The organism is Streptomyces sp. NBC_01232, from assembly GCF_035989885.1.
Lineage (GTDB): Bacteria > Actinomycetota > Actinomycetes > Streptomycetales > Streptomycetaceae > Streptomyces.
The window spans coordinates 3,910,645-3,934,977 of record NZ_CP108518.1; the positions used below are offsets into that span (position 1 = coordinate 3,910,645).

Annotated in this window: 24 protein-coding genes and 1 tRNA gene; 10 read left to right on the top strand and 15 right to left on the bottom strand. The window is 71.8% G+C overall.

What is annotated here, in order from left to right:
• Positions 1–37: 37 nt before the first annotated feature.
• Positions 38–919 (top strand): hypothetical protein, encoded by an 882-nt coding sequence (locus OG444_RS17970; RefSeq protein WP_327263146.1) that lies wholly within the window; start codon positions 38–40, stop codon positions 917–919.
• Here the strand turns inward: OG444_RS17970 and OG444_RS17975 are convergent.
• A complete protein-coding gene (locus OG444_RS17975) occupies positions 916–1,593 on the bottom strand; it encodes a pentapeptide repeat-containing protein (RefSeq protein ID WP_327263147.1) in 678 nt (225 codons plus the stop codon). The two genes, OG444_RS17970 and OG444_RS17975, sit on opposite strands and share 4 nt — an antisense overlap.
• A gap of 106 nt (positions 1,594–1,699) precedes the next feature.
• Between OG444_RS17975 and OG444_RS17980 the strand changes: the two genes are divergently transcribed.
• A complete protein-coding gene (locus tag OG444_RS17980; RefSeq protein WP_327266836.1) occupies positions 1,700–2,692 on the top strand; it encodes a zinc-binding dehydrogenase in 993 nt (330 codons plus the stop codon).
• A gap of 32 nt (positions 2,693–2,724) precedes the next feature.
• On the opposite strand, the gene OG444_RS17985 is transcribed toward OG444_RS17980, so the two are convergent.
• Complete coding sequence (locus tag OG444_RS17985; protein ID WP_327263148.1) at positions 2,725–3,195, bottom strand: GNAT family N-acetyltransferase; 471 nt, start codon at positions 3,193–3,195, stop codon at positions 2,725–2,727.
• A 25-nt stretch (positions 3,196–3,220) separates the two neighbouring features.
• Positions 3,221–4,111 carry an aminoglycoside phosphotransferase family protein gene (locus OG444_RS17990; protein WP_327263149.1) on the bottom strand — a complete coding sequence of 297 codons (891 nt, stop codon included), beginning with the start codon at positions 4,109–4,111 and terminating at the stop codon, positions 3,221–3,223.
• 597 nt (positions 4,112–4,708) lie between these two features.
• Between OG444_RS17990 and OG444_RS17995 the strand changes: the two genes are divergently transcribed.
• On the top strand, positions 4,709–6,085 hold the full coding sequence (locus tag OG444_RS17995; protein WP_327263150.1) for an NAD(P)/FAD-dependent oxidoreductase: 1,377 nt from the start codon (positions 4,709–4,711) through the stop codon (positions 6,083–6,085).
• Positions 6,086–6,134: 49 nt separating this feature from the next.
• On the opposite strand, the gene OG444_RS18000 is transcribed toward OG444_RS17995, so the two are convergent.
• Positions 6,135–6,212 (bottom strand) — tRNA-Thr (locus OG444_RS18000).
• A 221-nt stretch (positions 6,213–6,433) separates the two neighbouring features.
• Here OG444_RS18000 and OG444_RS18005 point away from each other — a divergent pair.
• The 3 genes from OG444_RS18005 to OG444_RS18015 all read left to right on the top strand — a co-directional run bounded on the left by OG444_RS18005 (position 6,434) and on the right by OG444_RS18015 (position 8,956).
• Positions 6,434–7,522, top strand: a complete 1,089-nt coding sequence (locus OG444_RS18005) for an ABC transporter ATP-binding protein (protein ID WP_327263151.1) — start codon at positions 6,434–6,436, stop codon at positions 7,520–7,522.
• Positions 7,523–7,746: 224 nt separating this feature from the next.
• On the top strand, positions 7,747–8,160 hold the full coding sequence (locus OG444_RS18010) for a hypothetical protein (protein WP_327263152.1): 414 nt from the start codon (positions 7,747–7,749) through the stop codon (positions 8,158–8,160).
• A gap of 28 nt (positions 8,161–8,188) precedes the next feature.
• On the top strand, positions 8,189–8,956 hold the full coding sequence (locus OG444_RS18015; RefSeq protein WP_327263153.1) for a nucleotidyltransferase family protein: 768 nt from the start codon (positions 8,189–8,191) through the stop codon (positions 8,954–8,956).
• Positions 8,957–9,122: 166 nt separating this feature from the next.
• Here the strand turns inward: OG444_RS18015 and OG444_RS18020 are convergent, their stop codons facing one another.
• The 6 genes from OG444_RS18020 to OG444_RS18045 all read right to left on the bottom strand — a co-directional run bounded on the left by OG444_RS18020 (position 9,123) and on the right by OG444_RS18045 (position 15,373).
• Positions 9,123–10,640 carry a DoxX family protein gene (locus tag OG444_RS18020; protein WP_327263154.1) on the bottom strand — a complete coding sequence of 506 codons (1,518 nt, stop codon included), beginning with the start codon at positions 10,638–10,640 and terminating at the stop codon, positions 9,123–9,125.
• Positions 10,641–10,788: 148 nt separating this feature from the next.
• On the bottom strand, positions 10,789–11,760 hold the full coding sequence (gene rlmB / locus OG444_RS18025; protein ID WP_327263155.1) for a 23S rRNA (guanosine(2251)-2'-O)-methyltransferase RlmB: 972 nt from the start codon (positions 11,758–11,760) through the stop codon (positions 10,789–10,791).
• A 94-nt stretch (positions 11,761–11,854) separates the two neighbouring features.
• The gene (gene cysS, locus OG444_RS18030; protein ID WP_327263156.1) at positions 11,855–13,261 is read right to left on the bottom strand and encodes a cysteine--tRNA ligase; all 1,407 of its coding nucleotides are present in this window, start codon (positions 13,259–13,261) and stop codon (positions 11,855–11,857) included.
• A 94-nt stretch (positions 13,262–13,355) separates the two neighbouring features.
• The gene (gene ispF, locus OG444_RS18035; RefSeq protein ID WP_327263157.1) at positions 13,356–13,868 is read right to left on the bottom strand and encodes a 2-C-methyl-D-erythritol 2,4-cyclodiphosphate synthase; all 513 of its coding nucleotides are present in this window, start codon (positions 13,866–13,868) and stop codon (positions 13,356–13,358) included.
• Positions 13,858–14,604, bottom strand: a complete 747-nt coding sequence (gene ispD / locus OG444_RS18040; RefSeq protein WP_327263158.1) for a 2-C-methyl-D-erythritol 4-phosphate cytidylyltransferase — start codon at positions 14,602–14,604, stop codon at positions 13,858–13,860. Before ispD ends, ispF begins: the two co-directional genes overlap by 11 nt.
• Before the next feature lie 286 nt (positions 14,605–14,890).
• On the bottom strand, positions 14,891–15,373 hold the full coding sequence (locus OG444_RS18045; protein ID WP_003953493.1) for a CarD family transcriptional regulator: 483 nt from the start codon (positions 15,371–15,373) through the stop codon (positions 14,891–14,893).
• Positions 15,374–15,997: 624 nt separating this feature from the next.
• On the opposite strand from OG444_RS18045, the gene OG444_RS18050 reads away from it, so the two are divergent.
• Positions 15,998–16,699: a DUF461 domain-containing protein gene (locus OG444_RS18050; protein WP_327263159.1), complete on the top strand. Its 702-nt coding sequence runs from the start codon at positions 15,998–16,000 to the stop codon at positions 16,697–16,699.
• A 285-nt stretch (positions 16,700–16,984) separates the two neighbouring features.
• Here OG444_RS18050 and OG444_RS18055 read toward each other — a convergent pair whose 3' ends face one another.
• Both OG444_RS18055 and OG444_RS18060 read right to left on the bottom strand, forming a co-directional pair.
• Positions 16,985–17,665 (bottom strand): response regulator transcription factor, encoded by a 681-nt coding sequence (locus OG444_RS18055; protein ID WP_030387286.1) that lies wholly within the window; start codon positions 17,663–17,665, stop codon positions 16,985–16,987.
• A 41-nt stretch (positions 17,666–17,706) separates the two neighbouring features.
• On the bottom strand, positions 17,707–18,906 hold the full coding sequence (locus OG444_RS18060; protein WP_327263160.1) for a sensor histidine kinase: 1,200 nt from the start codon (positions 18,904–18,906) through the stop codon (positions 17,707–17,709).
• A gap of 229 nt (positions 18,907–19,135) precedes the next feature.
• On the opposite strand from OG444_RS18060, the gene phoU reads away from it, so the two are divergent.
• Both phoU and OG444_RS18070 read left to right on the top strand, forming a co-directional pair.
• Positions 19,136–19,813, top strand: a complete 678-nt coding sequence (gene phoU / locus OG444_RS18065) for a phosphate signaling complex protein PhoU (protein ID WP_327263161.1) — start codon at positions 19,136–19,138, stop codon at positions 19,811–19,813.
• 140 nt (positions 19,814–19,953) lie between these two features.
• Positions 19,954–20,103: a hypothetical protein gene (locus OG444_RS18070; RefSeq protein WP_327263162.1), complete on the top strand. Its 150-nt coding sequence runs from the start codon at positions 19,954–19,956 to the stop codon at positions 20,101–20,103.
• A gap of 153 nt (positions 20,104–20,256) precedes the next feature.
• On the opposite strand, the gene OG444_RS18075 is transcribed toward OG444_RS18070, so the two are convergent.
• Complete coding sequence (locus OG444_RS18075; RefSeq protein ID WP_327263163.1) at positions 20,257–20,814, bottom strand: TetR/AcrR family transcriptional regulator; 558 nt, start codon at positions 20,812–20,814, stop codon at positions 20,257–20,259.
• 97 nt (positions 20,815–20,911) lie between these two features.
• Between OG444_RS18075 and OG444_RS18080 the strand changes: the two genes are divergently transcribed.
• Positions 20,912–21,505, top strand: coding sequence for a DUF2867 domain-containing protein (locus tag OG444_RS18080; protein WP_327263164.1), 594 nt, complete (start codon positions 20,912–20,914; stop codon positions 21,503–21,505).
• Positions 21,506–21,570: 65 nt separating this feature from the next.
• On the opposite strand, the gene OG444_RS18085 is transcribed toward OG444_RS18080, so the two are convergent.
• Positions 21,571–23,340: a hypothetical protein gene (locus OG444_RS18085; RefSeq protein ID WP_327263165.1), complete on the bottom strand. Its 1,770-nt coding sequence runs from the start codon at positions 23,338–23,340 to the stop codon at positions 21,571–21,573.
• Positions 23,341–23,638: 298 nt separating this feature from the next.
• The gene (locus tag OG444_RS18090; protein WP_327263166.1) at positions 23,639–24,244 is read right to left on the bottom strand and encodes a hypothetical protein; all 606 of its coding nucleotides are present in this window, start codon (positions 24,242–24,244) and stop codon (positions 23,639–23,641) included.
• Positions 24,245–24,333 lie beyond the last annotated feature (89 nt).

Sequence of the window (24,333 nt, forward strand, 5' to 3'; positions counted from 1 at the left end):
CGGAACGGCCCGGAGTCCCCGTGAGGCACCGCCGACCATGACCGAACCCGACCGCCCCGACGCCGCGTCTTCCGCCACCGCCTCCGCCTCCGCGGCACGGGCCCGGCTCGACCGGGCGCTCGACCAGCTGGGCGTCACCTTCCGGGGGATGTCCGCCCGGGCCGACGAGACCCAGTGCGACTGCCACTGGGGCAGCCCGGAAGAGCTCGCCCTGCTGAAGCTCCCCGGAACGGATCTCGACCTCGACCTCCTGCACCGCACCTGGAGCGCGCCCGACTGGAACGACCACGGCGCAGTGCTGCGGCGCGTCCTGCCGCAGTTCGCCCGCGAACTGACCGGAGGCCTCGGCGAATACGCGTGGAACATCGGCAACATCGGCAACTCGTTCCACCGCGCCGCCTGGCAGCAGTGGCCCGCGCAGCAGAGCGCGGTCGTACGGGAATTCCTGCACGCCTGGTGGGCCCACACCCTCCTCACCCAGGACCCCGCCGTCCCGGCGCACGAACTCCTCCCGCTCTGCGCCGAGGCCTCCGGAGCCATCGGCCCCTGGCTGGCGGTCTGGCGGGACCTCCGCCACCCGGTCGCCGACCAGCACCTCACCAGCACGGTCGACGAGTGGGAACGCGACCTCCTGGAGGACTCGCTCCCCTGGCGCTCATGGCTCGTCTGGTCGGACGAGGAAGCCGAGGAGATCCGTACGGAGCTGACCGCCTGGCTCGCGCGCGAGGCCCCCGACCGCCTCCGAGCCGCCGGCGCCCGCGCAGAGCTCCGGCACGCCGTATGCCTGCTCGGCCTCCCCCACGCCACGCGCTGGAAGGACCTGCACGCACCGCACCACCGCTACCCGTACCCCTACCCCCGGCTCGACCGGCGGGACACCCTCCACGCCACCCCCGGGGTCACGCCCGACAGAACCTAGGACACCACCCGCACGCCCAGCTGCGCCGCCAGCGCCGGGGCCAGGTCGAACAGCTGCCCCGGGCTGATGACCGCCCCGGCCAGGGCGTCCACCCCGCGCGCGATCTCCAGCACGGACGCCTCCCGCAGGTCCACGTCCGCCATCCGCACCCCGCTGAAGTCCACCCCCCGCAGCGCGCAGTCCCGGAACTCCACACGCTCCAGCACCGCGCCCGCGAAGTCCGGCTCCACCAGCACGCACCCCTCGAAGACCACGTCCTTGAGCCGCGCCTTCCGCAGGTTCAGGTAGTCGATCTTGCCCCCGCGGACCACCACCCGCTCCAGCACCGCCCCGTGCAGCTGCACCCCGCCCAGTCGCGCGTCCACCAGCTCCACGTCCCGCAGCGAGGCCCCCGACAGGTCCGTCCCCACGCCCCGGACCCCCTCCAGCACCGAGTCCAGGATCCGCGCCTTCGCCAGCCCCGCCTCGTCCAGCGCACACCGCCGCACCGCGCAGTCCATGAACCGGGACCCGATCCCCTCCTGCCCCGCCAGGTCGAGGTCCGCGAACTCCAGCCCGTCGTAGTCCCCGTCCGGCTCCAGCTCACCCCCCTCCCACACGGTCAGCCCGGGCAGCCGCAGCTCCGGCCGCCGTGCCGCCTTCACCGTCTGCTCCTGCTGCCCTTTGCGCGCCATGCCCCCATCGTGAACCACCCCACTGACAGCGCTGAGAGCGACCGGCCGCTCTTGACCTCAACCGGACTTGAGGTCACAACCTGGGTCCATGACCACCGACACCGGCATGCGAGCCGTCCGCCTCCACGCCTTCGGCCCCGCCGAGAACCTCTCCTACGAGCTCACGGACACCCCCGTCCCGGCCCCCGGCCAGGTGCGCATCGCCGTTGCCGCCGCCGGCGTCCACCTCCTCGACACCAGCCTCCGCCGGGGCGTCCAGGGCCCTCCCGCCCCGCTTCCCGAGCTCCCCACCGTGCCTGGCCGCGAGGTCGCCGGCACCGTCGACGCCCTCGGCCCCGGCACCGACCCCGCCTGGCTCGGCCGCACCGTCGTCGTCCACCTCGGCTTCGCGCCCGGCGGCTACGCCCAGTACGCCGTCGCCGACGCCGACCGCCTGCACCCCGTACCGGACGGCCTCGACCCCGCCGCGGCCGTCGCCATGATCGGCACCGGCCGCACCACCCTCGGGATCCTGCAGTTCGCCGACCTCGGCCCGGACTCCGTCGCCCTGGTACCCGCCGCCGCGGGCGGCATCGGCACCCTCCTCGTCCAGTACGCGGTGAACGTCGGCGCCACCGTCATCGCCCTCGCCGGCGGCCCCGCCAAGACCGCCTTGGCCGCCGCCAACGGCGCCCACCTCGCCCTCGACTACACCGACCCCACCTGGGCCGACGCCGTACGCGCCCACCACCCCGGCGGAGCCACCGTCCTCTTCGACTCCGTCGGAGGCGAAACCGCCCGCACCGCCCTCGGCCTGCTCGCCCCCGGCGCCCGCCACCTCGTCTTCGGCTGGTCCGGGGGCCCCCTCGACCTCACCGAAGCCGAGCGCGCCGACCTCGACGCCCGCGGCATCACCACCCGCGGCGTCCTCGGCCCCACGATGCTCCAGCAGGTCGGCGCCCCCGACCCGCTGCGCGTCCTGGAGACCCGCGCCCTCGCCGAAGCCGCCGCGGGCCGCCTGCGCCCCGCCCTCACCCGCTACCCGCTCGCCGAGGCCGCCACCGCCCACCACGACCTGGAGACCCGAGCCACCACCGGCAAGGTCGTCCTGGAACCCTGAAGCCGGACGACGCGGGCCCGGCCGAGGGCCCCCTAAACCGCCAGCTCCGCGAGCGGCCCGTCGGTGAGCCGGTACACCGACCACTCCTCCTGCGGCCGCGCGCCCAGGGCCTCGTAGAAGGCGATCGTCGGCGCGTTCCAGTTCAGCACCGACCACTCCAGCCGCCCGTAGCCCCGCTCCACGCACGTCCGCGCCAACTCCCGCAGCAGCGCCTTGCCGTGACCGCCGCCGCGCACGCCGGGCCGTACGTACAGGTCCTCCAGATAGATCCCGTGCACCCCGCGCCACGTCGAGAAGGAGAGGAACCACACCGCGAAACCGACGACCTCCCCGTCATCCGTCTCCGCGACGTGCGCGAACACCGCCGGGCGCGGACCGAACAGCGCCTCCCGCAACTGCTCCTCGGTGGCCCTCGCCTCGTGCGGCACCTTCTCGTACGCGGCGAGCTCGCGGATCATCGTGTGGATGGCGGGGACATCGGTGATTTCAGCGCTACGGATCATGCCCGCAGCCTAGAACGGCCGCGGATCACCCCTTCAGCAGCACCTCGGCGACCGTCAACTGGTCGTCGTCCAGGCGCTCTTCCCCGTCCTCCACGTCCCACAGGCAGTTCTGCAGCACCCGCCCCAGCGTCCAGGCCCGCGCCCGCTCCCGGTCCAGCCCCGCCGCCTCCGTCAGCAGGTCGAACCGCCACCGCACGTCCCCGGCGCGGAAGTTGTTGATGATCGCCGGCATCAGATCGAACCCCGGATCGCCCGCCAGCGGCTTCGGGTCGATCGCCAGCCACGGCTCCCGGGCGCCGGCCAGCACGTTGTCGTAGTGCAGGTCCCAGTGCAGCAGCCGGTCACCCGGCTCGCCCGCCACCTCCGCGACCGCCGCCGCGCAGTCCTTCAGCAGCCGCCGGTCGCGCTCGTCCACCAGCCGCCCCAGCGCCTGCGGCACCTGAGCCAGCATCCCGGCGGCCATGTCGCCGAGCCCGCGCAGCCCGGCCGGGGCCGGCACCGCGCCGAGCCGCGCCAGCAACTCCCCGACCACCGCCACCGCCGCACGCGCGTCCCGCCGCGCGAGCTCCGCGAGGCCGCGGCCCTCGTCCAGCCGCTCCAGCAGCAGGGTGCCCGTGCCCGCGTCGTGCCGCAGCAGCCGTACGCAGCCGCGCCCGTCCCACGCGCGCAGCGCGACCGGCTCCCCCGCGCTCTCCTCGTCCACCGACACCAGCTTCAGCACGGCGGGGCTCCCGTCGGCCTGCACCACCGGCAGCACCAGGGCCGTCACCCCGTGCATCGCCGGCCCGGTACGAAGCAGCCCCCACTCCTCCAGAAACCGCTCCGCCCGCGCGGGCAGAGCGGCGATGAACTCCCGCCCCGCGTCGCCGTTGAACCCGACCTGCGCCTCGACCAGCCCCTCCGGAATCTCAACCATGCGGTGACCGTAGCGCGGTGCCGGTGCCCTGCGGGCGGGCTCGGCGGTGCCCGTCTGCTCGGGCCTGTCCGGCCCGGGGGGCGCCTCAAACGCCGGCGGGGCTCGGTGGTGTGGGGCGGTGCCCCGCACGAGAGTCTCCTCGGCCAATGCCCTGCGGCGCGGGCTGTCCCGGCCCGGGGGCGCCTCAAGCGCCGGCGGGGCTGGGTGGTGTGGGGCGGTGCCCCGCACGAGAGTCTCCTCGGCTCGGCGCACGCGGGCCCGTCACGGACAGGCGGCCGCGGTCGCGCGCTCGTCCTCCGGGGACCCTCCTGCGTGTCCCCACCCCACGGCAGGACTCCGACCGTGCCAGCCGACAAACCCGCACACCCCAACCCCGCCGGCGATCGAGGCACAGCCCGGCCGAGCCGGGAGCCGCCGAGCGGACCGCACACCCCAGCCCCGCCGGCGTTTGAGGCGCGGCCCGAGGCAGGGGCGGCCCGAGCCGCGCATCCCCGAGCAGCCCGCAGGGCCGAGGCGCAACCCCGCCGAGCAGCCCGCAGGGCACTCCGCAGGGCAACGGTCTGGACACCCTTCCCGCGCGAGGTGTACCAACTCCGCATGACGATCAACGGCGGCATCTCCTTCTGGTACGCGAGCGACGACCGCACCGACCCGCCCCGTGCCCCCCTCACCACCGACACCACCGCCGACGTCGTCATCGTCGGCGGCGGCTACACCGGCCTGTGGACGGCCTATTACCTCAAGCGCGCCGCCCCCGGCCTCCGCATCACGCTCCTGGAGCAGAAGTTCTGCGGCTACGGCGCCTCCGGGCGCAACGGCGGCTGGCTCTACAACGGCATCGCCGGCCGCGACCGCTACGCCGCCCTCCACGGCCACCCGGCCGCCCGCCGCCTCCAGCAGGCCATGAACGAGACGGTCACCGAGGTCATCGACGTCGCCGCCAAGGAGGGCATCGACGCCGACATCCACCGCGGCGGCGTCCTCGAAGTCGCCCGCACCCCCGCCCAGCTCAGCCGCCTGCGGGCCTTCCACGCCCACGAGGTCGCCTTCGGCGAGACCGACCGCGAGCTCCTCGACGCCGCCGCCACCCGCGCCCGCATCGACATCGCCGACGCCGTCGGCTCCAGCTGGAGCCCGCACGGCGCCCGCATCCACCCCCTGAAGCTGGCCAAGGGCCTGGCCGCCGCCGTCGAGGCGCTCGGCGTGGTGATCCACGAGTCCACGCCCGTCACCGAGATCGCCCCGGGCCTCGCCGTCACCCCGTACGGCACGGTCCGCGCCCCCCACGTGCTGCGCTGCACGGAGGGCTTCACCGCAGCCCTCAAGGGCCAGAAGCGCTCCTGGCTCCCGATGAACTCCTCCATGATCGTGACCGCGCCCCTCCCGCCCTCGGTCTGGGACCGGCTGGGCTGGTCGGACAGCACGCTCCTCGGCGACATGGCCCACGCGTACATGTACGCCCAGCGCACCGCCGACGACCGCATCGCGATCGGCGGGCGCGGAGTCCCGTACCGCTTCGGATCCCGCACCGACAACGACGGCCGCACCCAGCCGGCCACCGTCGCAAGCCTGACCGCCCTGTTGACCGCCTTCTTCCCGCAGCTCACCGGTACGGAGATCACGCACGCCTGGTCGGGCGTCCTCGGCGTCCCCCGCGACTGGTGCGCCACCGTCACCCTGGACCGCGCCTCGGGCCTGGGCTGGGCGGGCGGCTACGTCGGCTCCGGCGTCGCCACCTCCAACCTCGCCGCCCGCACCCTGCGCGACCTGGTCCTCGGCGAGTCCACCGAGCTGACCGCCCTCCCCTGGGTGAACCACCGCGTCCGCCGCTGGGAGCCGGAGCCGTTGCGCTGGCTCGGCGTCCAGGCCCTCTACGCCGCCTACCGCGAGGCCGACCGCCGCGAGAGCGCCACCCACCGCCCGACGACGACCCCCCTGGCCCGCCTGGCCGACCGCATCTCGGGCCGCGGCTGACCGCGGGAACGCGGAAACCCCGGCTCAGCGGAGTGAGCCGGGGTTCCGGTGGGGCCCCCTGTCGGATTCGAACCGACGACCTACGCATTACAAGTGCGTTGCTCTGGCCGGACTGAGCTAAGGAGGCACGGCAGTGCGCGTGTACTGCGCGCGAAGCCGCCATCACTCTACACAGCACGCGATTCCCCGGGCCATCGCATTGAAGCCGCCCACGTGAGCACCGACGCACCCCTCAGGTACTGACAGAAGCCGCTTCGACGGGTAGCGTCGTGCGGAGTCCGATTACTGGACTAGACCTTCCACTCGGATCGTCCGGCACGTTCCTGCCGGTAGAAGGGATTCATCACCATGGCTTCTGTCACTTTCGACAAGGCGACCCGTCTGTACCCCGGCGGCGACAAGCCCGCCGTCGACCAGCTCGAGCTGGAGATCCAGGACGGCGAGTTCCTCGTCCTCGTCGGCCCGTCCGGCTGCGGCAAGTCCACCTCGCTGCGCATGCTCGCCGGCCTGGAGGACGTCAACGGCGGCGCCATCCGCATCGGTGACCGCGACGTCACGCACCTGCCGCCCAAGGACCGGGACATCGCGATGGTGTTCCAGAACTACGCGCTCTACCCGCACATGACCGTCGCCGACAACATGGGCTTCGCGCTCAAGATCGCCGGCGAGGACAAGGCCACCATCCGCAAGAAGGTGGAGGACGCGGCGAAGATGCTCGACCTCACCCAGTACCTGGACCGCAAGCCCAAGGCGCTCTCCGGCGGCCAGCGCCAGCGCGTCGCCATGGGCCGCGCCATCGTGCGCAAGCCCCAGGTGTTCCTCATGGACGAGCCGCTGTCGAACCTCGACGCCAAGCTCCGCGTCTCCACCCGCACGCAGATCGCGGCGCTCCAGCGCGACCTCGGCATCACCACCGTCTACGTCACCCACGACCAGGTCGAGGCCATGACGATGGGCGACCGCGTGGCCGTCCTCAAGGACGGGCTGCTCCAGCAGGTCGACACCCCGCGCAACATGTACGACCGCCCCGCGAACCTCTTCGTCGCCGGCTTCATCGGCTCCCCGGCCATGAACCTGGTCGAGGTCCCGATCACCGACGGCGGCGTGAAGTTCGGCGACAGCGTCGTCCCGGTGTCGCGCGAGGCGCTGTCCGCGGCGGCCGACGCGGGCGACCGCACCGTCATGGTCGGTGTCCGTCCGGAGCACTTCGACGTCGCCGAGACCGGCGGTCTGACCATCGTCGTGAACGTCGTCGAGGAACTCGGCGCCGACGGCTACGTCTACGGCTCCACCGCGACCGCCGAGGGCTCCCAGGACCTCGTGGTCCGCGTGGGCGGCCGCCAGGTCCCGGAGAAGGGCTCCAGCCTCCACGTGGTGCCGCGCGCGGACGAGATCCACGTCTTCTCGACCTCCTCCGGCGAGCGGCTGTCCAACTAGCAGCTCCCGCAGGTTTCAGAGTCGTTGGAGGGGCGCCCCGTCAAGGGGCGCCCCTTCGGCGTCCGTTGTCCGGCCGGGATCCCTCCGGACTGCTTCAGGAACCCCGGCAGACCGGGCCATTCGGCCCCAACCGTCAACCCTTAATTCGAAAAACCACGTCGAACCATCCCCCGACAGGGTGACTAAATGTCGCCAAATCTTCACCGAGCGCTACTCTCGCCCTCGTGACCCACACTGCCCGCCGTATCGGCCGTTCCCTCGCCCTGGTCCTGCCCGTCGTCCTGGTCCTGTCCGGGACCCTCGCGGTCACCATGGTCCCGTGGGCGGACACTTCGTCCTCCCAGGTCCTGACCGCCGCCGCCGAGGACGTCTCCGTCCCCGCGAAGCCGCGCGCCGCGCACGAGGTGCTGCGCGATCAGCTCGTCGGCGAGCTGCAGCAGGGCGGTCAGCCCGACGACGTCCTCACCCACCTCCAGCAGGAGGTGAACCGGCGGCCCTCGCTCGCCGAGCACTGCGTGGGGATCGCCCGGGCGCTGGGGCGGGCCGCCGTGGACGCGTACGGCCCGACGAAGGCGCAGTCCTTCGCCCGTCCCGTCTGCGACACCTCGTACGCCTCCGGCGTCGCCTCCATGGGCTGACGCACGCCACGTCCCTACGCTGGCCGCCATGACCGACGACCACCGATCCGCTCCGCCCGCTCCCTCCGCAGCCGCGTTCCCCGCCGCCCCCACCCAGGCCGTCGTCCTGGCGGGCGGCCAGGGGTCGCGGCTGCGTCCGTACACGGACGACCGTCCGAAGCCGATGGTCGAGATCCCGGGGACGGGGGTGCCGATCATCGGGCACCAGCTGGCCTGGCTGGCCGCCGAGGGGGTCACGGACGCCGTGGTCTCCTGCGGGCACCTCGCCGAGGTGCTCCAGGAGTGGCTGGCCGGGGCCCGGTTGCCGCTGCGCGTCACCACGGTGGTCGAGGAGGAGCCGCTGGGCCGCGGCGGCGGTCTCAAGTACGCCGCCCGCCGGCTCCCGCACCCCGACCGGGCCTGGTACGCGACGAACGGCGATGTCTGGACCCGCTTCTCGCTCCGCGACATGGCGGCCTTCCACGCCGAGCGGGACGCGGTGGCCACGCTCGCGCTGGCCCGGCCGCGGATCCCGTGGGGGGTCGTGGAGACCAACGAGTTCGGGCACGTGCTGGACTTCATCGAGGCCCCGCCGTCGCCCTACCTCGTCAACGCGGGGGTGTACGTCTTCAGCCCCGAATTCGCCGCGCTGCTCCCGGACTTGGGGGATCACGAGCGGACGACGTTCCCGCGTCTGGCCCGTGAGCGACGCCTCGCGGGCTTCCCGCTGCCCCAGGGGGCCTACTGGCGGGCCATCGACACCGCGAAGGACCTCACCGAGGCCGCAAGGGAGTTGGCGGCGCAGACGGGCTCCTGAGGCCCTTCCCGGCAGGCACGCACGCCCGCGCTCCCGCCGCACCGCCCGTACCCCGGGCGCCGCACCGCCCGTACGTGGCGCCCGTACGCACCGCCCGCGCGCCCTGCACACACGGAGGGGCCCGGCACGCTCGTGCGTGCCGGGCCCCTCTTTCCCTGTGCCGGTGTCAGCCGATGAGCCCGCCGATCAGGCCCGGCTGCTTCGGGGCCGGAGCCCCGCCGCTCGTGGTCCCGGCAGAGGACGGCTGCCTCGGCGAGGAGGACTGCCGGGGCGTGGCGCGCGGGGTCTGCTGCTTGCCGGTGGTGCCCCGCGTCGCGGTGGGCGACTCGGAGCGCGTCCCCGAGGTCCCCTTGGAGGGGCTGCCGGACGCGGTCTTCCCGGACTTCGTGGCGGGCTCGGTCGCACTCGCCGAGGGCGACGCCGCCTTGCTCGGCGACTGCGAGGGCTGCCGCTGGCCCGGCTGCTGCTTCGCCGGCGCCTGCGGCAGCGGGCGGCCCGGCAGGTAGTTGCTGGGGGCCTCGCCCGGCCCGGGGACGGTGACGACGGTGGAGGAGCGGACGGCGCCGCCGAGGAGCGAGCCGACGAGCAGGGTGAGCCCGCAGACGACGGTGGCCATGACGGCCCCGCGGCGCAGCACGCGCCGCCGCAGCCGCCAGATCTCGGAGCGCGGCCCGAGGGTCCGCCAGGCCTCGCCGGCGAGGCGCCCGTCGAGGGAGTAGACCGGGGCACCCGCGATGATCAGCGGGCTCCAGGCGGCGAGGTAGATGATGTCGGGCGCGTCGTAGGCCGGGACGGTCTTCCAGCTCACGGTCATCAGCAGCGCTGCGGACAGCAGCGCCCCGAAGCAGGCGGCGAACCGCTGCCACAGACCGAAGACCGTCAGCACGCCCACGATGACCTGGAGGAAGGCCACGCTCAGTCCCGCGCCGACCGGGTGCGCGAGCGCGAAGTCGCGCAGCGGCTCGGCCAGTGCCCACGGGTTCAGCGTGTGCAGCCAGGTGACCATGGAGCCGCGCTCGCCGCCGTCGAAGTAGACGGGGTCGCACAGCTTGCCCATGCCGGCGTAGATGGAGATGAATCCGAGGAAGACGCGCAGCGGGAGCAGCACGACGCCGAGGTTCATCCGGCGGCCGGGGTAGTACGAGGCCTGCCCGCGCGTGTCGGGGCCGGACCGGCGGGAGTCCGCGCCGGGCCCGGAGCCGGGCGGCCCCTGGTACGGCAGGTCCCGTACGGCGGCCAGCGGACGCGTCTCGGCGGGGTCCCCGTAGCTGCGCTGGCCGATGACGGTCGGCGTGGCGAGGGTGTCCTCGGCGAGGTCGTGGACCATGTCCACGCGCGGGATGACCTGGGTGGCGCCGCCGTCGTACTCGTCGTGTCCGCGCCCGGCCTCGCGGACGGCCTGGAGCAGTCCGCCCATGGCCGCGGCGTCGCCGGCGTCGGACTTGCCGCTCCAGACCACGGGGGCCCGGCGGCGGGTGGCCCCGGCGGCCGCCACCACGGCGCCACCCAGGACGGGTGCGCGGCCGGGGGCCTTCGCGGGCTTGGAACGCGCGCTCGGGCTCGGTGCGAGCCGCACGCGGAAGCTGGCGTGGTTGACGATGACCTGTGCGGGGTCGCACGGCACCTTGACCATGCTCAGCGCGGGCTGGTCGTCGAACCCTGACGTTCTGGTGTCCACACTCATCTAACCGAGTGATCAGTGTTTAGGACACTGCCTTGACGACAGGGATGTGTCCGAGACCCGTCAAGATCAAGCCACCCCGCCCGAATCGGGCGGGGTGACACGCTCACGGGTCACATTCCCTGAGCCAAGTGGATCAGTCGCGCGGAGCTCAGACGCGGCCGCGGGTGGCGCGGCGGCGGGCCGCCTCGTAGAGCACGACGCCCGCGGCGACACCGGCGTTGAGCGACTCGGCGCCGCCCGGCATCGGGATGCGCACGAGGTAGTCGCAGTTCTCGCCGACGAGACGGCCCAGCCCCTTGCCCTCGGAGCCGACGACGATGACGACCGGGCCGCCGAGCACCTCGAGGTCCTGGACCTCGTGGGTGCCCTCGGCCGCGAGGCCGACGACGGTGATGCCGGCCTTCTTGTAGTCCTGGAGGGCGCGGGTCAGGTTGGTGACGCGCGAGACCGGGGTACGGGCGGCGGTGCCGGCCGAGGTCTTCCACGCACCGGCGGTCATGCCGGCGGCGCGGCGCTCGGGGATGACCACGCCGTGGCCGCCGAAGGCGGAGACGGAACGGACGATCGCGCCGAGGTTGCGCGGGTCGGTGACGCCGTCGAGGGCGACGATCAGCGGGTCGTCGCCGTTGTCGTAGGCGGCCGCGGTGAGGTCCTCGGGGTGCGCGTACTCGTACGGCGGGACCTGGAGGACCAGGCCCTGGTGGTTGAGCCCGTTGGTCATGCGGTCGAGCTCGGGGCGCGGGGCTTCCATCAGGTTGATGTTGCCGCGCTCGCCGGCGAGCTGGAGGGCCTCGCGGACGCGCTCGTCGTTGTCGATGAACTGCTGGACGTAGAGCGTGGTGGCCGGGACCCCGTCGCGCAGCGCCTCGAAGACCGGGTTGCGGCCGACCACCATCTCGCTGGTGCCCTTGGGACCGCCGCGGCGCGGGGCCGGGCGGCGCTTGGCGGCCTGCCGGGCCATGGCGTTGCTGATGCGGTTGGCCTTGTGCTTCTTGCGGTCCTCGGCCTTGGGCGTGGGGCCCCTGCCTTCCAGGCCCTTGCGCCGCTGGCCACCGCTGCCGACCGTCGCGCCCTTCTTGTTGGACGTGCGGCGGTTCCTGCGCTGGCTGTTCCCGGCCATGACTTCTACCTGTTTTCGTTGGTGCTGCGATATGTACGTATGAAGAGTGTGCCGCCCGGAGCGCCGGGCAGCACACCAAGTTCAGCTGCTGGGCTCAGCGGGGGCCGAGCGTCCAGCGCGGACCGGTGGGGCTGTCCTCGATGACCAGCCCGGACTGCTGGAGCTGGTCGCGGATCGCGTCGGCGGTCGCCCAGTCCTTGCGGGCCCGTGCGGACTCGCGCTGCTCCAGCACGAGTCGTACGAGGGTGTCCACGGCGCCGTGGAGCTCCTCGCCGCGGTCGGAGCCGTTCCCGCCGTCCCAGTGGGGGTCGAGCGGGTCCAGGCCGAGGACGCCCAGCATGGCCCGTACCTCGGACAGGCGCGCGATGGCCGCGTCCTTGTCGTCGGCGGCGAGCGCGCTGTTGCCCTGGCGGACGGTGGTGTGGACGATGGCGAGCGCCTGCGGGACGCCCAGGTCGTCGTCCATGGCCTCGGCGAAGGCGGGCGGGACCTCGGCCGCCGGCTCGACGGGACCGCCGGCCTTCTCGATGACGCGCTGGTAGAAGCCCTCGATCCGGGCGAAGGCCGATTCGGCCTCGCGCAGCGCGTCCTCGCTGTACTCGATCATCGACCGGTAGTGCGGGGTGCCGAGGTAGTAGCGCAGGACGATCGGGCGCCAGTTCTTGACCATCTCGGAGACGAGGACCGAGTTGCCCAGCGACTTGGACATCTTCTCGCCGGACATCGTGACCCAGGCGTTGTGGACCCAGTACTTCGCGAACTCGTCGCCGAAGGCCTTGGCCTGGGCGATCTCGTTCTCGTGGTGCGGGAAGATCAGGTCGAGCCCGCCGCCGTGGATGTCGAAGGCCTCGCCGAGGTACTTGTGCGCCATGGCCGAGCACTCCAGGTGCCAGCCGGGACGGCCGCGGCCCCACGGGGTCTCCCAGGAGGGCTCGCCGGGCTTGACGGACTTCCACATGGCGAAGTCGCGTGCGTCGCGCTTGCCCGTCTCGCCGGTGCTCTCCGGCTGGCGGATGTTGTCGAGCTCCTGGCGGGAGAGCGAGAGGTAATCGGCGTACGACTTCACGTCGAAGTAGACGTTGCCCTCGGACTCGTAGGCGTGACCGCGCTCGATGAGGCCGCGCATCATCTCGACCATCTCGGTGACGTGGCCGGTGGCACGCGGTTCGTAGGTGGGCGGGAGGCAGCCGAGCGCGGTGTAGCCGTCGTTGAAGGCGCGCTCGTTCTCGTAACCGATGGACCACCACGGGCGGCGCTGCTCGGCGGCCTTCGCGATGATCTTGTCGTCGATGTCCGTGACGTTGCGGATGAAGGTGACCTCGTAGCCCCGGTACTCGAACCAGCGGCGCATCATGTCGAAGTTGAGGCCCGACCGGATGTGCCCGATGTGCGGGGCGGCCTGCACCGTGGCGCCGCACAGGTAGATCGAGACACAGCCCGCGGTGAGCGGGGTGAAGTCGCGGATCTGCCGGGCGCTGGTGTCGTACAGGCGAATAGTCACGGCATCCAGGGTAGTGGCCCTGTAGCAGTGCCCCGCGACCCTTTCGGGACCCGGGGCACCTTTGTTGCCGAAGATGTGCGGCCGCTACGTGCGTTCAGGCCCGGTTCGTCCGGTACACGAGGGCGGTGGCGATGGCGGCGAGCCCTTCGGCACGACCGGTGAGCCCCAGTCCGTCGGTGGTGGTGCCGGACACGGAGACGGGGGCGCCGGCCGCGGCCGCGAGCGCCTTCTGTGCCTCTTCGCGCCGCTTGCCGATCTTCGGGCGTACGCCGATCACCTGGATGGCGATGTTGCCGATCTCGAAACCCTCGGCGCGGACGATGCGGGCCGCCTCCGCCAGAAGGGTGACGCCGGCGGCGCCGGACCACTCGGGGCGGGAGGTGCCGAAGTGCGCGCCGAGGTCACCGACGCCCGCGGCGGAGAAGAGCGCGTCGCAGGCGGCGTGGGCGGCGACGTCACCGTCGGAGTGGCCGGCCAGGCCGTCCTCGCCCTCCCAGAGCAGGCCGGCGCACCACAGCTCGCGGCCGGTCTCGAAGGCGTGGACGTCGGTGCCGATGCCGACGAGCGGGATCAGCGGCGCGGCGGGGGTGGTGGGCTCAGTAGCCATCGGTGGCCCTCCTGCGGGCGAGTACGGCCTCGGCGAGGACCAGGTCGAGCGGACGGGTGACCTTGAAGGCCTCTTCATGGCCCGGGATCACCACGACGGTGACACCCAGCCGTTCCACCATTCCGGCGTCGTCGGTGGCGCCCTCGCCGGCGACGGCGATCTCGGCGTGCGCGCGCAGGAGGGTGGCGAGGTCGAAGCCCTGCGGGGTCTGCACGGCGCGCAGCCGGGCCCGCTCGGGCGTGCCGAGGACCGGCTCGGGTTCGCCGGGCCTGCCGGGCTCGACCTCCTTGACCGTGTCGGCCAGGGGCAGCGCGGGCACCACGGCGGGCGCCCCGTCGCGCACGGCCTCCACGACCGAGTCCACGGTGTCCACGGGGACGAGCGGGCGGGCCGCGTCGTGGATGAGTACGGAGGTGACGTCCGCCGGCAGCGCGTCCAGGCCGGCGCGCACGGACTCCTGGCGGGTCTCCCCGCCGGGGACGACCAGCAGCTCGGTGCGCTCGGGCAGCGCGTGCTCGCCCAGCAGCAGGCGCACCTCGGCGGCCTCGGCGGGCGGGGCGACGACCACGACGAGGGAGACCGCGCGGGAGCGGGCCATCGCGCGTACGGCGTGGATGAGCATCGGGGTACCGCCGAGGGCCCGCAGGGCCTTGGGGGCGCCCGGACCGAGGCGTACCCCCCGGCCGGCGGCCGGGATCACCGCGGCGGTGCGGTGGGGACGCGTTACGTCAGACATTCAGTAGCTCCGAGCCAGGTTTGTGACTTCGGCCGACATGGGTATGGCCTGAAGGGTGCCGGGTGCGACGCCCTCGCCCCTTCCGTGACGACCGGTCGAGCAGGCTGCCCGGGCCCGGCACGCCATCGCGGCGGCGATGGTGGCAATGATGCAGTGGATGCAACAGGTGCAAGAGGTACGGATACAGACATGCCGCAGCGCCCGGCAACAGGCCTCTCGTGGAGGAGAGACCTTGTCATCGGGCACCGCGGCAAGCTGCGCACCAAACTGTGCACGGGGACTCGCGTCAGGACGCGAGCACCTCGTCGAGGAGGGCCTCGGCCTTGTCCTCGTTCGTGTTCTCAGCGAGCGCGAGCTCGCTCACCAGAATCTGGCGCGCCTTCGCGAGCATGCGCTTCTCGCCCGCGGAAAGCCCGCGCTCACGCTCACGACGCCACAGGTCACGCACCACTTCGGCGACCTTGATGACATCGCCAGAAGCGAGCTTCTCCAGATTTGCCTTGTAGCGCCGGGACCAGTTCGTCGGCTCTTCTGCATACGGTGCACGAAGCACCTCGAAGACCCGGTCCAGCCCGTCCTGGCCGACTACGTCGCGAACGCCGACGAACTCCGCATTGTCCGCAGGCACACGAACCGTCAGGTCGCCCTGGGCGACCTTGAGCACCAAGTAGGTCTTGTCCACGCCTTTGATCTGACGAGTCTCAATGGCCTCGATCAGCGCGGCCCCGTGATGGGGATAGACCACGGTGTCGCCAACCTTGAACGTCATGTGACAGGTACCCCTTCCGTGGCTATCCAGGGTAACACGAGAACTGACTGTTATGAATGGCGTTTTCGCAGGTCAGGGCACATCTCGGGGCTTGACAACAGCGACACGAACGTGCTGCGAAGGGCTTCCGGAAGGGGGTATTCGCAGGTCGGGGGCGCTGCGCGGACCAGGCGAAAGGGCCACGCTACACCTGCCCCGCACCTCCATCCGTGTGACGTACGTCCCGATTTGCCGGGTTCCGAGTCGGGAAACCGAACTACTCCGTTGGACTGGCGGCCGCCCGCACCGAGCGCGTTCCGGCCCAATCCTGAATTGATCACGAAGTGGTGTTCGGGGGAATCCGGAAATTGATCAACGGGGGTCCGGCGCACGATATGCGAGCACCACAAGATCGGCTCGGTGAACGGCACCGCGGAATGCAAGATCGCGGGACGCGCCCAGGGTGGCGGCGGCGCTGCGGAGGGTCGGGTGCGGGGGCGGGGCGGCGGCTCGGTAACCTAAGCGCGCTGACACACCCTTAGAGCGGCTTTACCTCGGCCGTTCCAGGGGGTACCGGTACCTCCCAGCGGTAGCGCTGGGCGGAGCCCACCCTCCCTTCCGATCGTCCAAGGAGTTGCCGCCGCCGTGAGCCGCAGCCTTCGACGCGGCGCCCTCGCCGCCACCGCCGTCGTGTTCTCGATCGCTTCGCTGGCCGCCTGTGGTGCGGGCAACGATGCGCAGACTCTCCAGATCAAGCCGGACAACGCCGCCGTCACCAAGGGCGAGATCCAGGTCCAGAACGCGCTGGTGATCACCCAGGGCCAGAAGGGCGAGAAGGGTCCCGCGGTCGTCTCCGCGACGGTCTTCAACAACGGCACCAAGGCTCAGACGCTTGACGGCATCACCCTCCCGGGTGGCAAGGGCAAGGTCGTGCTGAAGCCCGCCGAGGGCGCCGGCAAGGTCACCGTGCCGGCCCTCGGCTACGTCGTGATCGGCGGCAAGGGCAACGCCTCCGCCGTGATCGAGGACGGCGCCGCGACCGTCCGGGACGGCGAGGTCCAGAAGGTCCTCTTCCAGCTGAGCAGCACGGGCGGCGTCGAGCTGGAGGCCTTCGTGGTCCCGGCCACCGGTGCGTTCGCGCCGTTCGGCCCGACCGCGGCCCCGGCCCCGGCCGCCTCCCCGTCCGGCTCCCCCTCGGGCACGCCGTCGGGCTCCCCGTCCGGGTCCCCGTCGGGCTCCCCGTCGGCCGGTGCCTCCGGTTCCGCCTCGGGCTCCCCGTCCGGGTCCCCCGCGGCCGGCGCCACCGGCAAGCCGTCGGGCTCCCCCTCGCACAGCGCGGGCCACTGACGTACGCATACGGGAAGGGCCCCCATCCGCATCAGCGGATGGGGGCCCTTCCCGTACTGCACTGCTCTACGGCGACCCGGCCTCGGAGCGCAGGAGCGTCGTCGGCCTACGGCTCGAACTTGTAGCCGAGACCTCGCACGGTGACCAGGTAGCGCGGCGCGCCCGGGTCCGGCTCGAACCCCGTCCCGCGTGCGCCCCTCGCACGGCGAGGCCCAGGGGGCCTCACCGGCGTCGGGACGCTGCGCCGGCCTCCGGCCGGCCTCGGAGCGCAGGAGCGTCGTCGGCCTACGGCTCGAACTTGTAGCCGAGACCTCGCACGGTGACCAGGTAGCGCGGCGCGCCCGGGTCCGGCTCGATCTTGGCGCGCAGGCGCTTGACGTGGACGTCGAGGGTCTTGGTGTCGCCGACGTAGTCGGCGCCCCAGACCCGGTCGATGAGCTGCATACGGGTCAGCACGCGGCCCGCGTTGCGCAGCAGCATCTCCAGCAGGTCGAACTCCTTCAACGGGAGGTCCACCTTGCCGCCGGCGACGGTGACCACGTGGCGGTCGACGTCCATCCGTACGGGGCCCGCCTCCAGGGCCGCCGGAGTGACCTCCTCCGGCTCACCGCGGCGGCGCAGGACCGCGCGGATGCGGGCCACCAGCTCGCGGGAGGAGAAGGGCTTCGTGACGTAGTCGTCCGCTCCTATTTCCAGCCCGACGACCTTGTCGATCTCGCTGTCCTTGGCGGTCACCATGATCACGGGGACGTTGGAGCGGCCGCGCAGCTGCCGGCAGACCTCCGTGCCGGGCAGGCCGGGGAGCATCAGGTCGAGGAGGACGAGGTCGGCGCCGTTGCGCTCGAACTCGTCCAGCCCGTCGGGCCCGGTCGCGGCGATGGCGACCTCGAAGCCCTCCTTGCGGAGCATGTAGGACAGGGCGTCGCTGAAGGATTCCTCATCCTCGACGACGAGCACTCGGGTCACGGAAGGACCTCCGGGGCAGGAATGGCTGGAGCGGTTCTGGGTCAGGCAGGGGTCGGGTGGGTACGGGGGGCCGCCGCCGGGGCCGGCGCGGCTGCTTCAGGGAGTCTCAGAGTGAACGTGGAACCCTGGCCCTCCGAGCTCCATACCGACACCTCCCCGCCGTGCGAGGCCGCCACGTGCTTCACGATCGCAAGGCCGAGGCCGGTTCCTCCCGTGGCGCGGGAGCGGGCCGGGTCCACGCGGTAGAAGCGCTCGAAGATGCGCTCGCGGTCCTTTTCCGGGATGCCGATGCCCTGGTCGGTTACGGCGATCTCGATCAAGTCTCCCCCAGGAGCCGTCACCCTGCGTCCGGCGATACCGACGCGGGTGCGGGCGGGGCTGTAGTTGACGGCGTTCTCGACCAGGTTTCCGAGGGCGGCCGCGAGCTGTCCCCGGTTGCCCCATACGCGCAGGTCGGCGGTGCCGCCCGCGGCCATGGTGATCTGCTTGGAGGACGCCGTGTGGCGGCAGCGGTCGATGGCCTCGGCGACCAGCGTGTCCACGCGTACGGGCTCGGCGTCCTCCAGCGGGTCGTCGTTCTGCACCCGGGAGAGGTCGATGAGCTCCTGCACGAGGTTGATCAGCCGGGTGGACTCGATCTGCATGCGGCCGGCGAAACGGCTGACCGCCTCGGGGTCGTCCGCGGCGTCCATGACGGCCTCGGACAGCAGGGAGATCGCCCCGACCGGGGTTTTCAGCTCGTGCGACACGTTGGCCACGAAGTCGCGGCGTACGGCCTCGATGCGGCGGGCCTCGGTGAGGTCCTCGACCAGGAGGAGCACCAGGCGGGAGCCGAGCGGGGCGACGCGCGCCGAGACCGCGAGGGCCTCTCCCCGGCCGGTACCGCGCCGGGGCAGGTCCAGTTCGACCTGGCGTATCTCCCCGTCGCGGCGGGTGTCGCGGGCCATGTGGAGCATGGGCTCGACGGCGAGCTTGCCGCCGCGGACCAGGCCGAGTGCGTACGCCGCCGAACTGGCCTTGACCACCGCGTCGCCCTCGTCCAGTACGACGGCCGAGGAGCGCAGCACCGAGAGGACGGTGTCCACGCCGGGCGGGAGCACGGCATTGATGTCGGGGCGCATGGAGCTCCGGGTGGGGCGGGCCTGGTCGCGCTCGCTCCAGCGGAACGCCAGCATCGCGATCACACCGGTGCACAGACCGGCGATCGCTGCAGCTGCGGCGACCGCCGCGTTCACGTCCATGGATCCAGGTTAAGCAGGCCGGACGACACTTCCACAGCCGTTCGGGTGGCACCTCGAACAGTCGTCGCCCAGAGTTCACCCTGGCGACGGGGTTGATTCACTTGTGGTGCCGGAGTCGGACGCGTTTGCGGCTCACCGTGTCAACGTGGGGCCGGAAGCCGCCCCAGGCCCGCCCCCGGGCAGTGCTCGCTGCAGTAGGCAGTAGTAGGTCGAGAGAGGGACACGAGACATGCGCGACGCGTACCACGAGGAACTGGACTCGATCGGAGAAGGCCTGGTCGAGATGGCCCGGCTCGTCGGTTCCGCGATCGGGCGGGCCACGACGTCCATGCTCGACGCCGACCTGAAGCTCGCCGAGAGCGTCATCGCCGCCGACCAGAAGGTCGACGACCTCCAGCACGACCTGGAGGCCCGCGCCATCGCCCTGCTGGCCCGCCAGCAGCCGGTCGCCACCGACCTGCGCATCGTGGTGACCTCGCTGCGCATGAGCGCCGACCTGGAGCGCAGCGGCGACCTGGCCCAGCACGTGGCGAAGCTCGCCCGGCTGCGCTTCCCGGACACGGCCGTGCCGCGGGACCTGCACGCCACCATGCTGGAGATGGGGCAGCTGGCGCAGCGCCTGATGGCGAAGGCCGCCGAGGTCATCATCACGAAGGACGTCGACCTGGCGCTCCAGCTGGAGCAGGACGACGACGAGATGGACCAGCTGCACCGCACGCTGTTCCAGCACCTGATGGACGACCGCTGGAAGCACGGCATCGAGACGGCGGTGGACGTGACGCTGCTGGGCCGCTACTACGAGCGCTTCGCCGACCACGCGGTGTCGGTGGCCAAGCGCGTGGTCTACCTGGTGACGGGTGAGCACGCGGACGACCTCCAGCAGCCGACCCAGGTCGACGGCGTCTGACACCGGCCCCTGCGCCGGGGGCGACGCCGAGCCCCAATGCGCCGTTGACGCGCCCGTGGCGCTGGGCATGAATGAGGGCGAGGGCGGTCGTCGTACGAAGTCCCGTATGCCGCGGGGCACCGCCTCTACGAGGAGGAACCATGCCCGATTCCCCCGTCCCCATCACCCCGGAGCAGGAGCAGCTGCCGAGGCCGGAGCCGTTGCGGCTGCCGCTGCTCGCGGCCTGCGGGTGCGGCTCCGGCTGCGGCTGCGGCTGCCAGTCCGGCGCCCCCTGCCAGTGCGGCGGCTGATCGCCTCCGCCGGCTCCACGCGCACGACGGGCCCCGTCCGAGTCCCTCGGCCGGGGCCTTTCGCATGCGCGGGCGGCCGCCTCCGCCGCCGTCGCCCTCGAGACCTGCGACGACCGGGCCGTCCCCACGGGCGCCCACCTGCCGGAGGCGCGCCTACCTCAGGAGCCAGTGCTTCGTCAGTTCCATGACCTCCGCGCGCGTGTGCGCGCCGTGGTCGACGGCGATGAAGTGCTCGCCGATCCGCAGCGAGTAGGCGAGCAGGCAGCGGACCTCGACGTCGCCCTCGTCGGTGCAGATGGCGCGGAACAGCGAACGCAGGTAGTCCATGCGCCGGTTGTCGGTACGCCGCAGCCGCCGTGCGACGTCCTCGTCGCGGCGGGCCCAGTCGCGGATGGCGAGCTCGGCCGTCGTGCCCCTGACCGGTCCGTCGGCCGACGAGGCTATCTCGAAGAGCCGCTCCAGCCTGGCCCGCGCGTCTCCCCCGCCGCTCTCGACCTGCTCGATGACGGCCTCGGCGACCTCGTGCTCCCAGGTGTCGAGCATCTCGGTGAGCAGCGCGCCGCGGCTGCCGAAGTGCCCGTAGAAGCCGCCCTTGCTGACGCCGAGCGCCTGCGCGAGCGACTCGACGCGGACGGCGTCGGGACCGCCGGCGGCCAGCGCCCGCAGCCCTTCCTCGATCCACTTGACGCGCGGTGTGCGGGTCGCGCCCATGGTGTGCTCCTCCTCACAGGACTCTCCTTCTATACGGTGCCGTATAGATGAGTGCTAGCCTCGATCTATACGGCATCGTATAGATAGGGGCCGATCAGTGAGACTCCCCAAGACCGCGCACACCTCGCTCCCCTGGCGGATCCACGAGATCGCCGACGACTTCCAGGTGGAGGACGTGTGGGCGCTACCGACCCCGGGCGGGCCCGATGACCTCGCGCGCCTGGTGCACCAGTTCGCGGCCGGCACCGGGGACCCCGTCCCCTCCCCCGTGGCGCGCGTCCTCTTCGCCGTCCGCTGGAAGCTCGGCAAGCTGCTCGGCTGGGACAAGGAGGACGGCGGGCTCGGCGCCCGGGTCCCGACCCTGCGCGACCGCCTGCCGGCCGACCTCCGCGAGGGCGAGCGGGGCCCCGACCTGCGGTCGGCGCCGTTCACCTCCGTCTACCAGACCCACGACGAGTGGGTGGCGGAGACCGCGAACCGGACCATGCACGGGGCGCTGCACATCGGCTGGGTCCCGGACGGCAACGGCGGCTACCACGGCCAGATGACGGTCCTGGTGAAGCCGAACGGCCGCCTGGGCGCCTTCTACATGCTGGGCATCAAGCCCTTCCGCTACCTCGGGGTCTACCCGGCGCTGCTCCGCTCGATCGGCCGCGAATGGCGCGAGAACGCACCCACCGCCGGCCCCTGAGGGGGCGGGCGCCGCGACACCCCCGCCTGCGGGGAGAATCGCGGCGCCCACTGGCACGTGCGGGGTCAGTCCTGGAGGAAGTAGCCGCTCACGTCCGCGACGACATCCACGGATCCCTCGTGGTTGTAGATGGTCACCGCGTCGGCCCAGACGTAACCACCGCAGTAGTTCAGCTCGGGAACCTGGCCGGTCACCGCGTTCGCGATGGTCTGCCCGGCGGTGAAGTTGAGGTTGGAGTACTCCGGCCACATGCCCTGGTAGCGGTCGCAGCCCGAGCTGGGGGCGGCCGACAGGTGGCTGCCGGCCGTGCCGTTGGTCGCAGTGACGTTCATGGTCACGCCGGTGACCCCGAACGGGGGGATGCCGTGCTTCCACGAGTTGGGCTGGATGTCCAGCTCCTTGTGCTCGCCGAGCGGCTTGCCCGGGGCCTCACGGGTGTCCAGGACCCGGGTGGGGCCGGTCGGGACGAACTTCGCACCGGTGTCGGAGTAGTAGCCGCTGATGTCGGCGACCAGCCCGACCGTCCCGGAGTGGTTGTAGAACTCGACCTTGCCGTCGGCCCCGACCGGGACGGTGACCTGGTTGGGGACCGTCTGGCCGGCCGTGAAGTTGAGGTTGGAGGCGGTCGGCCGCGCGGCACCGTGCGGGTAGGCGGTGACGAAGCTGCTCGCGGTCGGGTTGGTGGCGGTGACGTTCAGGGTGACCGCCCTGGCGCCGGGGTACTTGCCGGCGACGTCCAGGGTGATGGTCCCGCCCGACCCGACCGGTCCGAACGGCCGCTCCGGGGTGCCCGGGTTCAGCCAGGGGTTGCGGGTGTCCATCAGCCGCTTCGGGCTGACCCCGGTGAAGCGCAGCCCGGAGTCGCCCTCCAGGTAGTAGCCGCTGATGTCGGCGATCAGGTCGACCGTTCCGGAGTGGTTGTAGAGGTCGACCGTGCCGTCGGCCCCGACCGGGACGGTGACCTGGTTGGGGACGGTCCGCCCCGCGGTGAAGTTGAGGTTGGAGGCGGTCGGCCGCGCGGCACCGTGCGGGTGGGCCGTGACGAAGCTGCCCGCGGTCGGGTTGGTGGCCGTCACGTTCAGGACCACCGCGGTGACCCCGGCGGCGGGCACCCCGGCGCGGCCCGCGACCTTGAGGTTCACCGACCGGCCGGAACCGACCTTGGCCGCCGGTGCGCCGACGCCGCTACGGGTGTCCAGCAGCCGGTTGGGCGTCACCGGAACGAAGGTGCCGGGAGTGCCGAAGGTGACTGGCTTGGTGCCGGCGCGCCCGTAGTAGTCGAACGTGATCGGCATCGGGGTGGGGTCGTAGCCGGAGCCAGTGGCCTGCAGCTGGGCCTTCAGCTCGGCGCCGCCCTCCCGGGGCGCGCCGGACAGCTGGAGGAACACGCCCGTGCAGTTGTTGGTGCAGGCCGGGATCCGCACCGTCATCGCACCGTCCCGGTGGACCGTCCAGCGGCGCACGGTCCAGTCCTCGCCGAACTCGGTGGCGGAGAAGTTGGTGCGGACCAGCAGCATCTGGGCGAGCTGCTGCGCGGAGTACCCCGAGGCGGCCACCGTCTCGGCGGGGAGCGCCAGCCGCAGGTCCGTGCCGGTCCAGTTCTTGCCGGAGTCGGGGCTGGTGAAGTTGATCCAGCAGGCTGACCCGGCGTCCTCGCCGCCCGGCACCTTCACGGGTGTCTCCGCCGGGTCGAACAGCGACCCGCCCGAGCCGTTCGTGCAGAAGTTCCAGAGCTTGGGCAGCTTGTCGTCGGCCAGTGCGCTCTGGAACGGCAGCAGTCCGGAGAGCAGCAGCGCCCCGGCGGTCGCGGCCAGGGCGCGGTGGGTCGTTCGCATGTGGATTCCCCCCGAAAACGCGACCGGCTCCCCCTGAGCCGATCTTCAGGAAATCCTATGCGCCCACGGCAGACGAAAGCCCCTTACTTCTTCTTGCCCTGGGTTTCGACTGCCCGAACTTTGGCCCTGGTCAGCGGGCGTACACCGCAACTGACCTGTGGCCAGACAGGTTCCAGGCGCCAGCACGCTCATGGTCTACGGGACGACAGGCCCCTTCCCTTGCGCGAGGGCCACTCGGGGTCAGCGGAGACGTCCCGGTCCGACGCCTCTGGACGCGACTCAAGGATTGAGGGAAATCCTACCAATCCTCGGGTTTACCCACCAGCTCCTGACACTGCTCCAACTTGAGGGCTTGAACTTCAATCGCGAGCAGCCTGTGATGGCCGAGCTGTTCCGTAATGAGCTGCTCCGTATCCTCATTACGACTAACGGCGTACGCAACGGCACCGTAGGAGTTACCCAAGTCAGAGGCAGCCCGGATCAGATTTTTGACCCCATCCTGGTGGTCATCGGGCTTTTCAAGTGCCCGCCAGCTGCCTGCAAGGTGCAGGAAGGCGCCTCCGGTCGCCTCAAGTTTGTCGGAAACCGCATCGCGTTCAGATTGCGCCGGATCCGACTTTTCATCCATTTCCACGAAGGATCCGGTTGCCTCTTCCATCTTGGGGCCGATGGAAGGGATTTCCTGCTGGCAAACCGAATTGACTTGATCTTGCCACACGCCAAATGCAGGCGCGTCGCTCTCGTATCGAGTCAGGACGAATGCAACAATACCGATGAGAGCCGAAGCGACACCTAACCACCAGCCGATGTGGGAGCGCAGCCTACTTCCGAGTGGCTCTCTTGAGGGCTCACGCGGCTCCGGTGAAGACTCGGCAGATCCTGGTTCTGGCGAAGCGTCATTCATAACCGCCTCCGCGGCTTCTGCGAGCGCGGATCACTCCGGCCCGCTCGCGCCGCCCCAATCCGGCGTCAGGTCGTTCACGACCACGCGGT